Raw genomic sequence first — 15,847 nt, forward strand, 5'->3', positions numbered from 1 at the left:
ATGAGTAATTCTCATTATGCGAATCATGGAGCTGAAATTGCGGTAATCGGTATGGCAGGCCGATTTCCGGGAGCAAAAAACGTGCAGGAGTTTTGGAGCAATTTAAAAAATGCGAAAGAGACGATTTCTTTTTTCACTGATGAGGAGCTGAGAGAAGAGGGGGTTAATGAAGAACTGCTGAATGATCCGCGATTTGTCAAAGCAAAAGGAATTGTGGAGGATGTAGATCTGTTTGATGCCGGCTTCTTTGATTATACGCCGAAGGAAGCTGCCATGATGGATCCGCAGTTCCGTATCTTTCATGAATGCGTGTGGACGGCCTTGGAAGACGCCGGCTACGATCCTTTCACTTATAAAGGGCAGATCGGCCTTTATACCGGAGCGGGCCTCAATGCAGAATGGGTGCTAAGGGCTCTTCAGGGGGCAAAGTCTGGAGAAGACTCAAAGACGCTGGAAACAGCCGTTTTGAATATGAGAGATTACATGGCAACACTTATTTCTTATAAGCTTAACCTGAAAGGGCCGAGCATGATGGTGCAGACTGCTTGCTCAACCTCGATGGTCTCTATTCACCTTGCTGCTCAGGCTTTGTTAAATGGGGACTGCCATATGGCGGTTGCAGGCGGAGTCTCTATCCGCCTCCCGCAAAAATCCGGGTATCTCTACCAAGAAGGTATGATCCATTCTCCAGACGGGCATTGCCGCGTCTTTGATGATGAGGCGGCAGGCACAGTATTTGGAGACGGGGCAGGAGCGGTCATTTTAAAAACGCTTGAAGATGCTGAAGCAGACGGAGATCATATTTATGCTGTAATAAAAGGTACTGCGATCAATAATGACGGCAGCAGAAAGGTTGGATATACAGCGCCGAGCACCAAAGGCCAGGTAACAGCGATTAAAACAGCCCTGCACATGGCCGAGGTGGAGCCTGAAACCATTACCTATGTCGAGGCTCACGGCACAGGGACGACACTCGGTGATCCGATAGAAATTGAAGCATTAAAACAAGCTTACCAAACGGACCGTCGCGGCTACTGCAGAATTGGTTCTGTCAAATCCAACATCGGTCATTTAAATGATGCATCTGGTGTAGCTGGATTTATGAAAGCAGTTCTAAGCTTAAAGCATAAAGTGATTCCGCCGACTCTGAATTTCGAAAAGCCAAACGCCAAAATTGATTTTGAGCAATCACCATTTGTCGTCAATACGAAACTCACCCCTTGGGAAGAAAATGAGTTCCCGCGCAGAGCGGGCGTTAGCTCATTTGGCATTGGGGGAACAAATGCCCATGTCATTTTAGAGGAAGCGCCGGCACAGCAAAAGGCAGCGGAAAGACATGACGCTGAACTCTTATTGCTGTCAGCCAAAACACCTGCCGCTTTAAACAACATGACAGACCGGCTGTCAAACTATTTCGTGAAAAATCCGCAGGCCAATTTGGCAGCCGCGGCATATACCCTCAAAGTAGGGCGTCATTCGTTTCCTTATAAAAAAGCGATTGTGGCAGCGGATGTGCCTGAGCTTCTTCAGGCTATTCATGAAAATGACTATGAGTCTGTTAAAACCGGCAGCTCTCAATCTGCAAGCCGGCCCGTTGTCTTTCTTTTTCCGGGACAGGGGGCGCAGTATGTTGATATGGCTAAAGGGCTTTACGATACTGTACCGATTTTTAAGGAAGAGCTCGATGCCTGTTTTGACATATTAAAAAATCATATGGACACAGATCCGCGCACGGTGCTTTTCTCTGACAATAATCAGCATGATGCAAAACTGATTAACCAAACTGAATATACGCAGCCTCTTCTGTTCTGTATCGAATATTCACTTGCAAAAATGCTGATCCACTGGGGAATTAAGCCGAAAGCAATGGCGGGACACAGCATCGGTGAGTATACGGCTGCAGCCATTTCCGGTGTGCTCTCATTGGAAGATGCTCTTGACATCGTCAGCTATCGAGGGGCAGCACTCCAAAATCTGCCGTCCGGTTCTATGCTTAGCGTTTCCTTAAGCGAAGCAGACATCAAACCGTATACAGACGGAACCATTTCAATCGCTGCTGTGAATGCATCGGATTCATGTGTTGTATCAGGAGAATCAAGTGCGATTGATGCATTGGAAAGGAAGCTGAACGCGGAAGGACACGGCTGCAGAAAGCTTCATACATCACATGCCTTCCATTCGTATATGATGGAACCGGTTTTAGAAAGCATGAAACAAAAGCTCTCAGCCTATCAATTTAAAAAACAAAAGATCCCGTTTGTCTCAAATGTAACAGGAGACTGGATCACTGATGAGGAAGCTGGAGATCCGTCATATTGGGCTGATCACTTGCGGGGAACCGTCAGATTTATGAACTGCGCAAAACGCTTAAAAGAAGAGCTGGATCCAATTTTTATAGAGGTCGGCCCTGGAAATGCGCTGCGTTCGTTTGTCAGCAAATTGTATCAGGCAGAGGACGAGCAGCACATTGCAATCCAGCTGATGAGGCATCCAAAGGAGGCAGCTTCTGATTACCGTTACTTGCTGAGCAGACTGGGTGAGATATGGCTGCACGGGGTGCCGGTCGATTGGACAGCTTTTTATGATCAGGAGCAATGCCAGCTTATTCCGCTTCCAACGTATCCTTTCGAAAGAGAAAGATATTGGATTGGCCGGACAAATGAACAGTCGGGAACACTGGTGGCAGAAAATTTTCAGCTTTTGGTGCCTGAGCAAGCAAATGACGGGCAGACAGCGGATACAGAATCAGATGTTCAATTTAATGAGACAGAGGCAGTCTTGGCTGCTATGTGGAAGGACATTCTCGGAGTCAAACGTGTCACATTAGATACCCATTTCTTTGAAACAGGCGGGCATTCATTGAACGCCACTGGTCTGATTTCCCGCATTCACAAGGAATTTGGAGCGGAGCTTACGTTAAGCGATGTGTTCCAGCACCCGACAATCCGTGCGCTTGCCACACTTATTGAGCGCTCTGACCGAAATCAATATACATCCATTCAGCCTTCAGAGAAAAAAGACGTATACAGGCTGTCAGCGGCACAGCGAAGAACGTATTTGATTCATCAGAGAATCGGGCAAGTCACCACATATAACATGCCGATGGCTCTTTTGTGCTTCGGAAAAATTGATGCCGCCCGCTTTGAGGACACATTCAAAAAGCTGATCGAAAGGCATGAAACACTGCGTACAACGTTTGAAATTAAGGATGGAGAACCTGTGCAGAGAATCCATCAGAACTTTGATTTTTCGATTGAACAAACCGAAGCGAAAATGGATGAGCTTGATGACGAAATCAGTTCATTTATACGGCCATTTGATCTTAAGGTCTCTCCATTAATTCGGGTGAAATTCGTCAAAATTGAGATAGAAAAACATGCGTTGCTTGTTGATATGCATAATATTGTGGCGGACGGCGCCTCGATGAATATTTTTATAAAAGAATTTACCCAATTATATAGAGGGGAACAGCTCCCCGAAAAAATCATTCAGTATAAAGATTATGCGGAGTGGCAGCAGACATTTTTTAATAGTGACATGTTTAAACGCCAAAAAGAGTATTGGCTGAAGCAGCTTGAGGGTGAAGTGCCTGTGCTGAATATGCCTCTTGATTATGAACGAAAAGAACAAAGCTTTTTAGGCAGGGCAATTAAGTTTACAATCCCGCCTCGCGTTTTAGAAAAGCTTGAGAAAATCGGAGAGGCGCAGCAGCTGACCAACAATGTCATGCTGTTTCAGCTCTATGCCATGCTTTTGTCCAGCTATACAAAACAGCAGGAGCTGATGATCGGGTCATTGGTGGCAGGCCGGCGTCATGCGGATATTGAGAATACGATCGGCATGTTTACAAACTTTTTGCCGATCAAAATTCATTTGAATCCTGAAGAGTCGTTTGCCGGCAACCTTCAACACACAAAACAAACTCTGCTTGAAGCTTATGACCATCAGGATTATCCATACGATCAAATGGCAGAAGCGCTGCAGCCGGTGATCAAGCCGAACCGCAACCCTTTCTTTGATACCATGCTGATCTATCATAATGAGTATGACCCGAATATAAAAATAGAGGCTGGCGGATTAACATTTGAAACATACGAATTCGCAAAGGGCATTTCAAAGCTTGATATGAAAATGGACGTCGTGAAGGAAGTGACGGGAGAGCTTAAATGTGTGCTTCAATACAACCGGTCGCTTTTCACTCATGAATCCATGCAGGCATTTGTTTCTCATTTTATCTCTCTTGCTGAAAAAGCTGCAGAAGAGCCTGAAAAACGCATAAAGGACATTCCGGTGCTGAGCCAAAAAGAGCAGGAAGAGGCCGAGCGGAAAAGGGAGAGAGAGTCAAACCGAGTCATCTCGTGCCCATTAACCATTTGTTCCAATTTTACGGCTGATCCGATTGTTCCTTACCTAAAATGGTGGGGCGAACAGTTTGATATCAATCTAGATATAAAGCTGTCTCCTTACGGTCAGGTGTTTCAAGAATTGCTTAATGAAGAAAGCTTGCTGTCACGGCAAAAAAATGGTGCCAACCTGCTGTTGATTCGCCTTGAGGATATGGCAGGGGATTCAGGTCTTTCTTTGGAAGAAAGAATGGCTCACGTTCAATATAATTCAGATGAACTGCTCGCCATCATGAAACAAAAGAAAAAGGAAGTGCCTTATTTCATTGGATTGCTTCCGCTGGAAAATGTGAAAGAGCAGGAGCTCCGGGACATCCTTGTGCAATCCCAGCAGAATTGGATCGCGCAGCTTGCTGGAGAAACGGATGTACATTTGATTGATCTCCGCCAGCTGCATCAAACATACCAGCTTGATGCCATATTTGACCCGCAAAGTGAAAGAGCGGCAAGAATACCGTTTACTGAAGAATTTTATGCGGCGATGGGAACACGGGTGGCACGTGAGTTTGCGGCATGGCTCAAACCGCCATTTAAAGCGGCCGCCATCGATTGTGACGGCACTTTGTGGAGCGGTACCGTGTCTGAAGCTGGTGCGGAAGGGGTCATTATTACTCCTGCCCACCGAGCGCTGCAGCAATTTTTAAAGAGAAAACAAGAAGAGGGTCTGCTCCTTGTGCTTTCAAGCAGAAATAATGAAGAAGACGTCTGGAATGTGTTTGAACGTCATCCAGATATGATTTTGAAGAAAGAGGACTTTGTCCTGTCCCGCATTAATTGGAATGAGAAAGCCAGAAGCATGAAAGAAATGGCCGATGAGCTGAACATTTCAGTGGATCGGTTCATATTCTTAGATGATGATCCGGCTCAATGCCTGGAAATGAACGAACGCCTGCCAGAGGTTCTGACCTTGCTTCTGCCGTCTGATCCAGATTCTATTCCGATGTTCCTAGAACATGTCTGGGCATTTGACAGGTTCAGAGTGACAGAAGCTGATCAAAAGCGCACGGAACGATATTTGGCTGCGCAAGAAAGAAAAATAGATTTGAATACGTCCCGTTCGCTTGAAGAATTTCTTTCCGGCTTACACCTGCGTATCGCCTTGACTGAGATGACAGAAGAGCATTTGCCGCGAGTTGCTCAAATGAGTGCGAGAATCAATCAGTTCAATATGAATCCGTCAGTCTATCGTGAAGAGCAGCTTGCCCAGCGGCTCAATACGGACGGCCATATCGGCTGGATCGTTGAAGCAGCGGACAGATTCAGTGATGAAGGCATCGTCGGTGCAATCATGGGAATCCGAACAGAAGATTCATTAAAGCTAGATACTTTTCTGCTCAGCTGCCGCGCACTAGGCAAAGGAATTGAACATAAAGTGCTGTCAGGCCTTGCTTCATATGCACGGGATAAACAGCTTGCGACGTTGTCCTTGGAGTATAAGAAATCAGAAAAGAACCGGGCTTTTTCTGAGTTTTTGGCTGAGCATCGCTTTAAGGAAGAGGCTGGCCCGTTAAAAACGGTTTATCACATAACCGTCGATGAGGTAGAGGATCAAAGCGGACATATCGAATGGGCATCCTCTTTACAGCCCGCGCCTCGCAAAAAGGAGAAAGTGATTGCTGATGGTGTATTGCAATCCGCTTTAATGGAAAACACAAACGCTCATTGGGAAGTGCTGCATGCTGAAAAATCCTTGCATTCTCCATATTTAATGGCCTTAGATACCAATCAGCCGGAGCATTTGCGGGCTCTGTTAGTGAAGGAACATTTAGGAGCTGAAACAGAAGATAGCGGGCCGGAGACAGAACAGCAAAAAATTCTCTTAGATATTTGGAAGGAAATTCTCCACCTGGATTATGTAGGAATTGACAACGATTTCTTTGATTTAGGAGGAAATTCGCTGCTCGCTGTCAAAATGGAAGTAGAGATGGAAAAGAAAGGCTGGTATGTTGATGATTTGAATCTTGCGAAAAAACACACGATAAGGGAATTGTCTAAATATATGAAGAGGGAGAATCAGCATGCATAAAGATATTAAAGCAATATTTGATGAAGAAAAGGTTTTGGCAGAAGCTGCCGTTATATATGGATTTACTAGAGATCAAGTGCAGTTTTTAGCGGATGCGGAAAACTATGTGTATGAGTTTGCCAAAGACAATGAATCTTATATTTTAAAGATTACACACACGATTCGCCGGTCGCCGGATTATATTATGGGAGAGATGGAATGGCTCCATCATCTTGCTGAAGGCGGGCTTTCAGTCGCCAAACCAATCCCGTCGTTAAACGGGAAGGATGTTGAGGAAGTGCCGGACGGAAACGGCGGAGCATTTTTATTGAGAGTGTATGAAAAGGCGCCGGGTCATAAAGTAGACGAATCTGAGTGGAACGAAACCCTATTTTTCGAGCTTGGCAGATATACAGGGAAGATGCACAGCCTGACAAAAAGCTATAAACTGAGCAATCCAAGATTTAAAAGACAAGAGTGGGATGAAGAAGAGCAGTTGAAGCTCAGAAAATATGTCCCTGAAGATCAGACAAAGGTTTTTCAGCAGGCAGACGATTTAATGAATGAGTTGCGGCAACTGCCAAAAAACCGTGACAGCTACGGCCTTGTTCACGCAGATCTTCACCATGGTAATTTTAACTGGGATCATGGGAAGATCACTACATTTGATTTTGATGATATCGGGTACAACTGGTTTGTGAATGATATCAGCATTCTCCTCTACAATGTACTATGGTATCCGGTTGTCCCATATGAAAATAAAGCAGCCTTTACTGAAGAATTTATGACGCATTTTATGAAAGGGTACAGGGAGGAAAATGAAATTGCCGCCGAATGGCTCAAGAAAATCCCGGATTTCCTCCGCTTGCGCCATATGCTGATTTATGGATTGCTCCACCAAATGTTTGACCTTGATTCAATAGGAGAAGAAGAAAAAGAAATGCTGAAGGGATTCAGAAACGATATCGAAAATCAAACGCCGATAACCGAATTTGACTTTTCGAAGTTAGCTTAAGAAATTTGCGCCGATCCTTTCTGGGGCGGCGCTCCTTAATAAAAAAACTCCGGCAGTGAGCCGGAGTTTTTTATTTTTGTTCTAAAATGGCAAAAATGTTTTTTGCCTGCTGCGTATTGTCGATAAGCCCCTTCCATTTTTCTTTTCCCGGACCGTAAGCATAAACCGGTACGTCTTCCCCGGTGTGGGCTAACGTCGTCCAGCCTGAAAAAGACCGTTTATCAAAAATCAATTGAATGCTTTTTTGGACAGCAGCTGTATTCGATTGTGAGGCTGCGTTTTTAACCTGATTGATCTCATTTTCCGTCAGCTTTATATCAATATAAGTGCTGAGCACTTTTTCGGCATCTTGGCCTTCAGCGATCTTCTCTGCCATATAGCCCGGCGTTTTTTTAGCGGCGATGATTGGGGAAGGGTCCCATTTATAGCCGGTCTCGCGCGTCATTCCCTCTGCGCCGTAAGAGAACCCGCCTGTAGAGTGGTCAGCTGTAATAATAACCAGCGTTTCTTTATCTTTTTTCGCAAAATCCAGAGCAGCTTGAACACCTTTCTCGAAATCTTCCATTTCACTCAAAGCGCCCACCACGTCATTTTCATGGGCTGCATTGTCAATATTGCTTCCTTCCAGAAGCATAAAAAAACCGTTTTCGTTCTTCTGTAACTGAGTGAGTGCCGCTTCTGTCATGTCTTTTAGAGAAGGTGTACTGTTCTCTCTGTCAATCGCTTTATCTAATTCTACTTCTCCAAACAGTCCGAGCAGCTTATCGTGCTGATTTTTTTTCAGGTCTTGCTTTGTGGTCACATAATGATAGCCGTCTTTTTGGAATTCTTCAGCAAGATTTCGGTCATTGCGAATGAAATATTTCGCTCCGCCTCCCAGTAAAACATCAACCTTATGAGATCCATTAATCCGTTCATCATAGTATTGGTCAGCAATTTCAGTGTAGTTTTTCCGTGAGATGTTATGTACGCCGAAAGCAGCGGGAGTGGCGTCGGTTAAGTCCGAAGTCACGACGAAGCCGACGGACTTCTTATTCTCCTTGGCAGCTTCTGTTACGCTTTTGAGCTGCTGATGATTGTTGTCTACAGCAATGGCGTCGTTATATGTTTTCGTTCCGGTTGCCATGGCGGTTGCAGCAGCCGAAGAGTCAGTAATATTGTCTCTGGGATCGTTAGGATGTGTCATCTGCATGCCTGTTAAATAAGAGTCCCATGCTGTTTGGACGGGAGTGTTCAGCTTTTCGCTTTTTAATGTCCTATAGCTGTTAATCATTGGCATACCCATTCCGTCTCCGATGATTAAGATAATATTTTTAGGGTTCTTGCTGCTGCTCTTGGATGATTGAGATTGAGGAGGGGATATGAATTCTGTTATGGCAAAAATACTTAAGAAAGCAGTCAAAATGAGGGCGACAGTTACTGTAAACCGGGCTTTGGTAATGAGGAACATCTCCTTTTATTATATTTATTTACTAATATGTATTTTATTTGAAAGCAATAGAGACTTCAATGTTTTTTTCGATGACAGCGAAAAGCCAATGGGATTCATGTCCCATTGGCTTTTATAATGTATCACACTTTACGCCGACTACGCCTTCAATGTCTTTAATGTCATAGTAGACATCGGTCGTGTATCTGTTTTTATGGACCCGGACCTTTACTTCCATGATCGGAAATTCCTTTTCGCCCAGGTCGTCGATCCGGACGGAGTGTGTTTTGATATCTCTTCTTTTCATTTCTTTTAAAATCTCTGTCATTTTGTCCTTATCAGAAAGCGACATTCTGATGCGGATGTCTTTTTCCTGCAGGCGGTCGGGCCCGATTTTTCTGACCACCCATGGCAGAAATTCTACGCTGATCAGGATGAACAGAAGACTGGCAAACGCTTCTTTATAAAATCCGGCTCCCGTTGCCAGCCCGAGCCCCGCAGCCCCCCAGATCATAGCCGATGTCGTTAGGCCGGAAATGACATCGTTGCTTTTCCGCAAGATGACACCAGCTCCGATAAACCCGACGCCGGAGATGATTTGTGCCGGCAGACGCAGCGGGTCCATCATGATGCGGTAGTATTTAGGGAAATGATATGCCGCATTAATACTGACGATCGTCAGCATGCATGAGCTGACGGCGATAACGATACAGGTTTTTAATCCGAGCGGCTTATTTTTTAATTCGCGCTCAAGCCCGATGACCATGCCAATCAACGTGGCAATGCCCAATTTTAATAAAATATCAGGATCAATGTACCAGCTCAACAGCAACTTCCCCCTTATCTAAGGTGTTTTTAAATAAATATGATTTTCTCACAGTATTTATAGCAAAACAAGGGCACAAAAGCCACCAAGCTGCGCTTGATGGCTTTTTGATTACTTTTTGCGTTTTAACAGCTTTTCCATAACACCAAATAATCGGTAAGAGGCTTTTGCAGGACGCTTTGTAATCATGCTGACTATGATGCCGGCAATCATACTGAGGATGAACCCAGGGATGATTTCGTACACGCCGGTTGATTTTGCCAGGCCGGTTGTAATCCAGATCAACACGGTCGCAGCCCCGACAATCATCGCAGCAAGCGCGCCCCATTCGTTCATCCGCTTCCAATACAGGCTGAGCAGAATCGCAGGCCCGAAAGCTGAACCGAAGCCGGCCCACGCGTATCCGACTAAATCAAGAATGGAGCTGCTCGGATTCAATGATAAGAGAACCGCTATAACGGCAATCACTAAGACGGACAGACGCCCGACCATTACTAATTCTTTATCGGAAGCTTTTCGTCTGAAAAACGTCCGGTATAAATCCTCTGTCACAGCACTTGCTGTTACTAAGAGCTGTGAGGAGATGGAACTCATGATGGCAGCCAAAATAGCTGACAATAAGAATCCTGTAATTAAAGGGTGGAACAAGATTTTAGAGAAGATAATGAATATCATCTCCGGATCTTTTACAGCAACACCGAATTTATGGGCATAAGCAACACCGATTAAACCCGTCAGCACGGAACCGAGAACTGAAATGATCATCCAGCTCATGCCGATTCGGCGTGCAGGCTTTAAATCTTTAATGTTTTTAATGGCCATAAATCGGACGATAATATGAGGCTGGCCATAATAGCCCAAGCCCCAGGCTAAATAGGAAATAATGCTAATGACGCTCGCGCCTTTAAAGATATCCAATAAATTTGGGTTAACAGCGCTGATTTCATGAAAAGTCGGAGCAACGCCGCCCACATGGGTAAAAGCAACGATCGGCACAAGCACTAGTGCTGCAAACATGATCGCACCCTGCACGAAGTCAGTCAGACTGACAGCAAGGAAACCGCCAAACAGTGTGTACAATACGACAACACCGGTAGTCAGAAGCAAGCCTAATTTGTAATCCGCGCCAAAAGCAGATTCAAACAGCCGTCCGCCAGATACCATACCGGAAGAGGTATACAATGTGAAAAAGATCATGATAACCAAAGCAGATACGATTTTCAGCAGTGATGAAGAATGCTGGAATCGTTTATCAAAGAAATCAGGAATCGTAATCGCGTCATCCGCCGCTTCCGTATAAGCACGCAGCCTTGGAGCCAGCAGCAAGTAGTTTGAGTACGCCCCGATTGTGAGACCTAAAGCAAGCCATAAGGTTGACAGCCCTGTCGCAAACATCGCGCCGGGAACACCCATCAGCATCCATCCGCTCATATCCGCCGCACCGGCAGACAAAGCAGTGACAAACGGTCCGAGACCTCTTCCACCAAGCATGTAATCGTTGATGTCAGTGGTTTTCTTAAATGCATACCAGCCGATTAACAGCATGGCAATAAAGTAAATTCCTAACGATATAATAATTTCAATACTCACGTTTTACCCTCTCTTCATTTCTAATAATGTTGCATCACCTCTCAAATTGATGGTGCCAGTTAAGCAGCCTGGCGCTAGTGCAAACCGAAAGAAATTCTTTTGCGGGTGCACTTGGTAACTTAACCTAACAAAGTATTCCCGGCCATTCAAGCGATGAAACATGGATCATCAGAGGGAAATACCGCTGCTAACCTAGAAGGGAATAAAGATTAAAACGCTTTCAAAAAATAATTAAAGTAAAAATTTTCAGAAAAATATTTCGTTTCTCCTTCGCCTCTTTTTAGTATAAAATATATAGGGTATTGTCTCGAAAACACAGGCCTGTCCTAAGGCGTTTTGTTGCTTTAAAGGGCTTGTTTTTGATATGATCAGTATTATATGACTTAACGGAGAAATATGTGGAGGTGGATCATATGTCACGAATTTCAATAGAAGAAGTAAAGCACGTTGCGCACCTTGCAAGACTTGCGATTACTGAAGAAGAAGCAAAAATGTTCACTGAACAGCTCGACAGCATCATTTCATTTGCCGAGGAGCTTAATGAGGTCAACACAGACAATGTGGAACCTACAACTCACGTGCTGAAAATGAAAAATGTCATGAGAGAAGATGAAGCGGGTAAAGGTCTTCCGGTTGAGGATGTCATGAAAAATGCGCCTGACCATAAAGACGGCTATATTCGTGTGCCATCAATTCTGGACTAAAGGAGGGACACAAGAATGTCATTATTTGATCATAAAATCACAGAATTAAAACAGCTCATACATAAAAAAGAGATTAAGATTTCTGATCTGGTTGACGAATCTTATAAACGCATCCAAGCGGTTGATGATAAGGTACAAGCCTTTTTGGCATTAGATGAAGAAAGAGCGCGCGCGTACGCGAAGGAGCTTGATGAGGCGGTTGACGGCCGTTCTGAGCATGGTCTTCTCTTCGGTATGCCGATCGGCGTAAAAGATAATATCGTAACAAAAGGGCTGCGCACAACATGTTCCAGCAAAATTCTCGAAAACTTCGATCCGATTTACGATGCTACTGTCGTTCAGCGCCTTCAAGACGCTGAAGCGGTTACAATCGGAAAATTGAACATGGACGAATTTGCCATGGGATCATCTACCGAAAACTCAGCTTACAAGCTGACGAAAAACCCTTGGAATCTGGATACAGTTCCCGGCGGTTCAAGCGGCGGATCAGCGGCTGCGGTTGCTGCGGGAGAAGTTCCGTTTTCTCTTGGATCTGACACAGGCGGTTCCATCCGTCAGCCTGCATCCTTCTGCGGCGTTGTCGGATTGAAGCCTACATACGGACGTGTATCCCGTTACGGGCTGGTCGCATTTGCGTCTTCATTAGACCAAATCGGGCCGATTACCCGTACAGTTGAGGACAACGCATTCTTGCTACAAGCGATTTCCGGTGTAGACAAAATGGACGCTACAAGCGCAAATGTGGACGTGCCTGATTTTCTTTCTTCATTAACTGGCGACATCAAAGGACTGAAAATCGCAGTTCCGAAAGAATACCTTGGTGAAGGTGTCGGCAAAGAAGCGAGAGAATCTGTTCTTGCCGCGCTGAAAGTGCTTGAAGGCCTCGGCGCTACATGGGAAGAAGTGTCTCTTCCGCACAGCAAATATGCGCTGGCGACATATTACCTGCTGTCATCTTCTGAAGCGTCAGCCAACCTTGCACGCTTTGACGGCATCCGCTACGGTTACCGCACAGATAACGCTGAAAACCTGATCGACCTTTACAAGCAAACGCGCGCCGAAGGTTTCGGAAATGAAGTCAAACGCCGCATCATGCTCGGAACGTTCGCTTTAAGCTCAGGCTACTACGATGCGTACTACAAAAAAGCGCAAAAAGTGCGTACTTTGATTAAGAAAGACTTCGAAGACGTATTTGAGAAATATGACGTCATTGTCGGTCCGACGACACCGACACCTGCATTTAAAATCGGTGAGAACACGAAAGATCCGCTCACAATGTACGCAAACGATATCTTAACGATTCCGGTCAATCTTGCCGGCGTACCGGGAATCAGCGTGCCATGCGGATTAGCAGACGGACTTCCGCTCGGCCTGCAAATCATCGGAAAACACTTTGACGAAAGCACTGTATACCGTGTTGCTCATGCATTTGAACAAGCGACAGACCATCATAAAGCAAAACCTGAATTGTAAGGGGTGAAAAGAATTGAACTTTGAAACGGTAATCGGACTTGAAGTCCACGTCGAGTTAAAAACAAAATCAAAAATTTTCTCAAGCTCTCCGACGCCATTCGGCGCGGAGGCGAATACGCAGACAAGCGTCATTGACCTCGGGTACCCGGGTGTCCTGCCTGTTCTGAACAAAGAAGCTGTTGAATTCGCAATGAAAGCCGCTATGGCGCTCAACTGTGAGATCGCAACAGATACGAAGTTTGACCGCAAAAACTATTTCTATCCGGACAACCCGAAAGCGTATCAGATTTCTCAATTTGATAAGCCAATCGGCGAAAACGGCTGGATCGAAATTGAAGTCGGCGGAAAAACAAAACGCATCGGCATCACACGCCTTCACCTAGAAGAAGATGCCGGAAAACTGACGCATACAGGAGACGGCTATTCTCTTGTTGACTTCAACCGCCAAGGAACGCCGCTTGTTGAAATCGTATCAGAGCCGGATATCCGCACGCCGGAAGAAGCGTACGCGTATCTTGAAAAGCTGAAGTCCATCATCCAATATACAGGCGTTTCTGACTGTAAAATGGAAGAAGGCTCACTTCGCTGTGACGCCAATATCTCTCTTCGCCCAATCGGCCAAGAGGAATTCGGCACAAAAACAGAATTGAAAAACTTGAACTCCTTTGCGTTTGTTCAAAAAGGCCTTGAGCATGAAGAAAAACGCCAGGAGCAGGTTCTTCTCTCCGGCGGCGTTATCCAGCAGGAAACTCGCCGTTATGATGAAGCAACGAAGAAAACCATTCTCATGCGTGTCAAAGAGGGATCTGACGACTACCGTTACTTCCCGGAGCCAGACCTTGTCGAGCTTTACATTGACGATGAATGGAAGGAACGCGTAAAAGCAAGCATTCCTGAGCTTCCAGATGAGCGCCGCAAGCGTTATATCGATGAGCTTGGCTTGCCTGCATATGACGCGATGGTTCTGACGCTGACAAAAGAAATGGCTGATTTCTTTGAAGAAACCGTTCAAAAAGGCGCTGAAGCCAAACAAGCATCTAACTGGCTTATGGGAGAAGTGTCAGCTTATCTGAATGCTGAACAAAAAGAGCTTGCTGACGTTGCGCTGACACCTGAAGGCCTTGCCGGCATGATCAAATTGATTGAAAAAGGAACTATTTCTTCTAAGATCGCGAAGAAAGTGTTTAAGGAATTGATTGAAAAAGGCGGCGACGCTGAGAAGATTGTGAAAGAAAAAGGCCTCGTGCAGATTTCTGACGAAGGCGTACTTCTGAAGCTTGTCACAGAGGCGCTTGACAACAATCCTCAATCAATCGAAGACTTTAAAAACGGGAAAGACCGTGCGATCGGCTTCCTTGTCGGACAGATTATGAAAGCGTCCAAAGGACAAGCCAACCCGCCGATGGTCAACAAAATCCTGCTTGAAGAAATTAAAAAACGCTAATAAAAAAGCAGCCCGTAGGGGCTGCTTTTTTGATGGTCAAATCGAGATGAAGACAGAGATCAGAGCTCGAAGCTTTTCAACTTCTTTGTCGTTGGTCCCGGTCAAATTGGACAGCATGCCTTTAATAATCGGCTTGCGCGGTTTATCCTGAGACAGCTCTTCCTCGATGACATCCAGCGACACGACGATATCCTCAGGCAGTGTGCTGTTTTCTTTCGCTTTCTGAATGTCCTCAAGCAGCTGATCTTTCCCCGCAGGCATCGGGCTGAAAATGTCTTTTGGCACAATGGGATTGAGGGCTGAACGGCTCAGCCCCTGTACGAGGTCATCCAATCTCTCGATGATAAAAGCTGAGATTTCTTCTGCATCGATATTGAGCTCTCCGTTAAATACCATCACATTCATATAGGAATGCACAATGCCCCTTGCCATGATGGAGAGGTCTGCGACGTACCGCTCGATTCCTTCGCCATAGGACGCCAGCAAGGCGTTCCGGTACAGTTTATCCGTCTCCGCGGTTACTTTGTAAAAGTATTGCTTGATTTCTTGATTCTCCGGAATGATATTTTCGGTAAGCAAAAGAACGATAAAATCTTTATGATCACGGAAATCATCAAATTGAGCGCCAATTTGCTTTTTTAATACTTCTTTAGGCGGTTTTCCGGCGAGATTCTCTTCTATATTCTTCATTTTTTTCATAGACATGCCAATGTAATATTCACAGGCAGATAACAGCAGCGCTTCTTTTGATTTGAAGTGCAAATAAAAAGCGCCCTTCGAGATACCGCATTCACTGGCGATTTCCTGAATCGTCGTAGCTGCGAATCCTTTTTTCGCAAATAAATGAATGCTGGTTTTTATGATTCTCTCTTTTTTTTCATTCATGACGTGCTTCCCCTTAATCCTTGAAAAATTTAGTAAAATTTTCTGGTATATGAGTTGACGTTGTTGCATTATA

8 protein-coding genes and 1 pseudogene are annotated in these 15,847 nt (G+C 45.1%); 5 read left to right on the forward strand and 4 right to left on the reverse strand.

The genetic code is table 11. The features are described from left to right. Both LWH95_RS07650 and LWH95_RS07655 read left to right on the forward strand, forming a co-directional pair. Complete coding sequence (locus LWH95_RS07650) at positions 1-6,429, forward strand: type I polyketide synthase (protein ID WP_232919267.1); 6,429 nt, start codon at positions 1-3, stop codon at positions 6,427-6,429. Then, on the forward strand, positions 6,422-7,423 hold the full coding sequence (locus tag LWH95_RS07655) for a phosphotransferase enzyme family protein (protein WP_003240104.1): 1,002 nt from the start codon (positions 6,422-6,424) through the stop codon (positions 7,421-7,423). The genes LWH95_RS07650 and LWH95_RS07655 overlap by 8 nt, the downstream gene beginning before the upstream one ends. A gap of 70 nt (positions 7,424-7,493) precedes the next feature. On the opposite strand, the gene LWH95_RS07660 is transcribed toward LWH95_RS07655, so the two are convergent. From LWH95_RS07660 to opuE, 3 genes are all read right to left on the reverse strand, one after another. After that, a complete protein-coding gene (locus LWH95_RS07660; RefSeq protein WP_133488866.1) occupies positions 7,494-8,873 on the reverse strand; it encodes an alkaline phosphatase in 1,380 nt (459 codons plus the stop codon). Between the two features lie 112 nt (positions 8,874-8,985). Continuing rightward, positions 8,986-9,684 (reverse strand): MgtC/SapB family protein, encoded by a 699-nt coding sequence (locus LWH95_RS07665; protein WP_072181537.1) that lies wholly within the window; start codon positions 9,682-9,684, stop codon positions 8,986-8,988. Between the two features lie 105 nt (positions 9,685-9,789). Beyond that, a complete protein-coding gene (gene opuE, locus LWH95_RS07670) occupies positions 9,790-11,268 on the reverse strand; it encodes a proline transporter OpuE (protein WP_103672132.1) in 1,479 nt (492 codons plus the stop codon). A 413-nt stretch (positions 11,269-11,681) separates the two neighbouring features. Between opuE and gatC the strand changes: the two genes are divergently transcribed. Genes gatC through gatB form a run of 3 tightly spaced genes read left to right on the forward strand, consistent with a single transcriptional unit; the run spans position 11,682 to position 14,889 of the window. Further along, the gene (gene gatC, locus LWH95_RS07675) at positions 11,682-11,972 is read left to right on the forward strand and encodes an Asp-tRNA(Asn)/Glu-tRNA(Gln) amidotransferase subunit GatC (RefSeq protein WP_003219442.1); all 291 of its coding nucleotides are present in this window, start codon (positions 11,682-11,684) and stop codon (positions 11,970-11,972) included. 15 nt (positions 11,973-11,987) lie between these two features. After that, entirely contained in the window at positions 11,988-13,445 is a 1,458-nt protein-coding gene (gene gatA / locus LWH95_RS07680; RefSeq protein ID WP_003240095.1) for an Asp-tRNA(Asn)/Glu-tRNA(Gln) amidotransferase subunit GatA, read from the forward strand. A 13-nt stretch (positions 13,446-13,458) separates the two neighbouring features. Beyond that, positions 13,459-14,889 carry an Asp-tRNA(Asn)/Glu-tRNA(Gln) amidotransferase subunit GatB gene (gene gatB / locus LWH95_RS07685; RefSeq protein WP_003240092.1) on the forward strand — a complete coding sequence of 477 codons (1,431 nt, stop codon included), beginning with the start codon at positions 13,459-13,461 and terminating at the stop codon, positions 14,887-14,889. Here gatB and LWH95_RS07690 read toward each other — a convergent pair. Beyond that, positions 14,886-15,774: pseudogene (locus LWH95_RS07690) on the reverse strand (TetR/AcrR family transcriptional regulator). The gene gatB and the pseudogene LWH95_RS07690 sit on opposite strands and share 4 nt — an antisense overlap. Positions 15,775-15,847 lie beyond the last annotated feature (73 nt).

Source organism: Bacillus sp. G16 (assembly GCF_021282335.1).
Classification (GTDB): Bacteria; Bacillota; Bacilli; order Bacillales; family Bacillaceae; genus Bacillus; species Bacillus inaquosorum.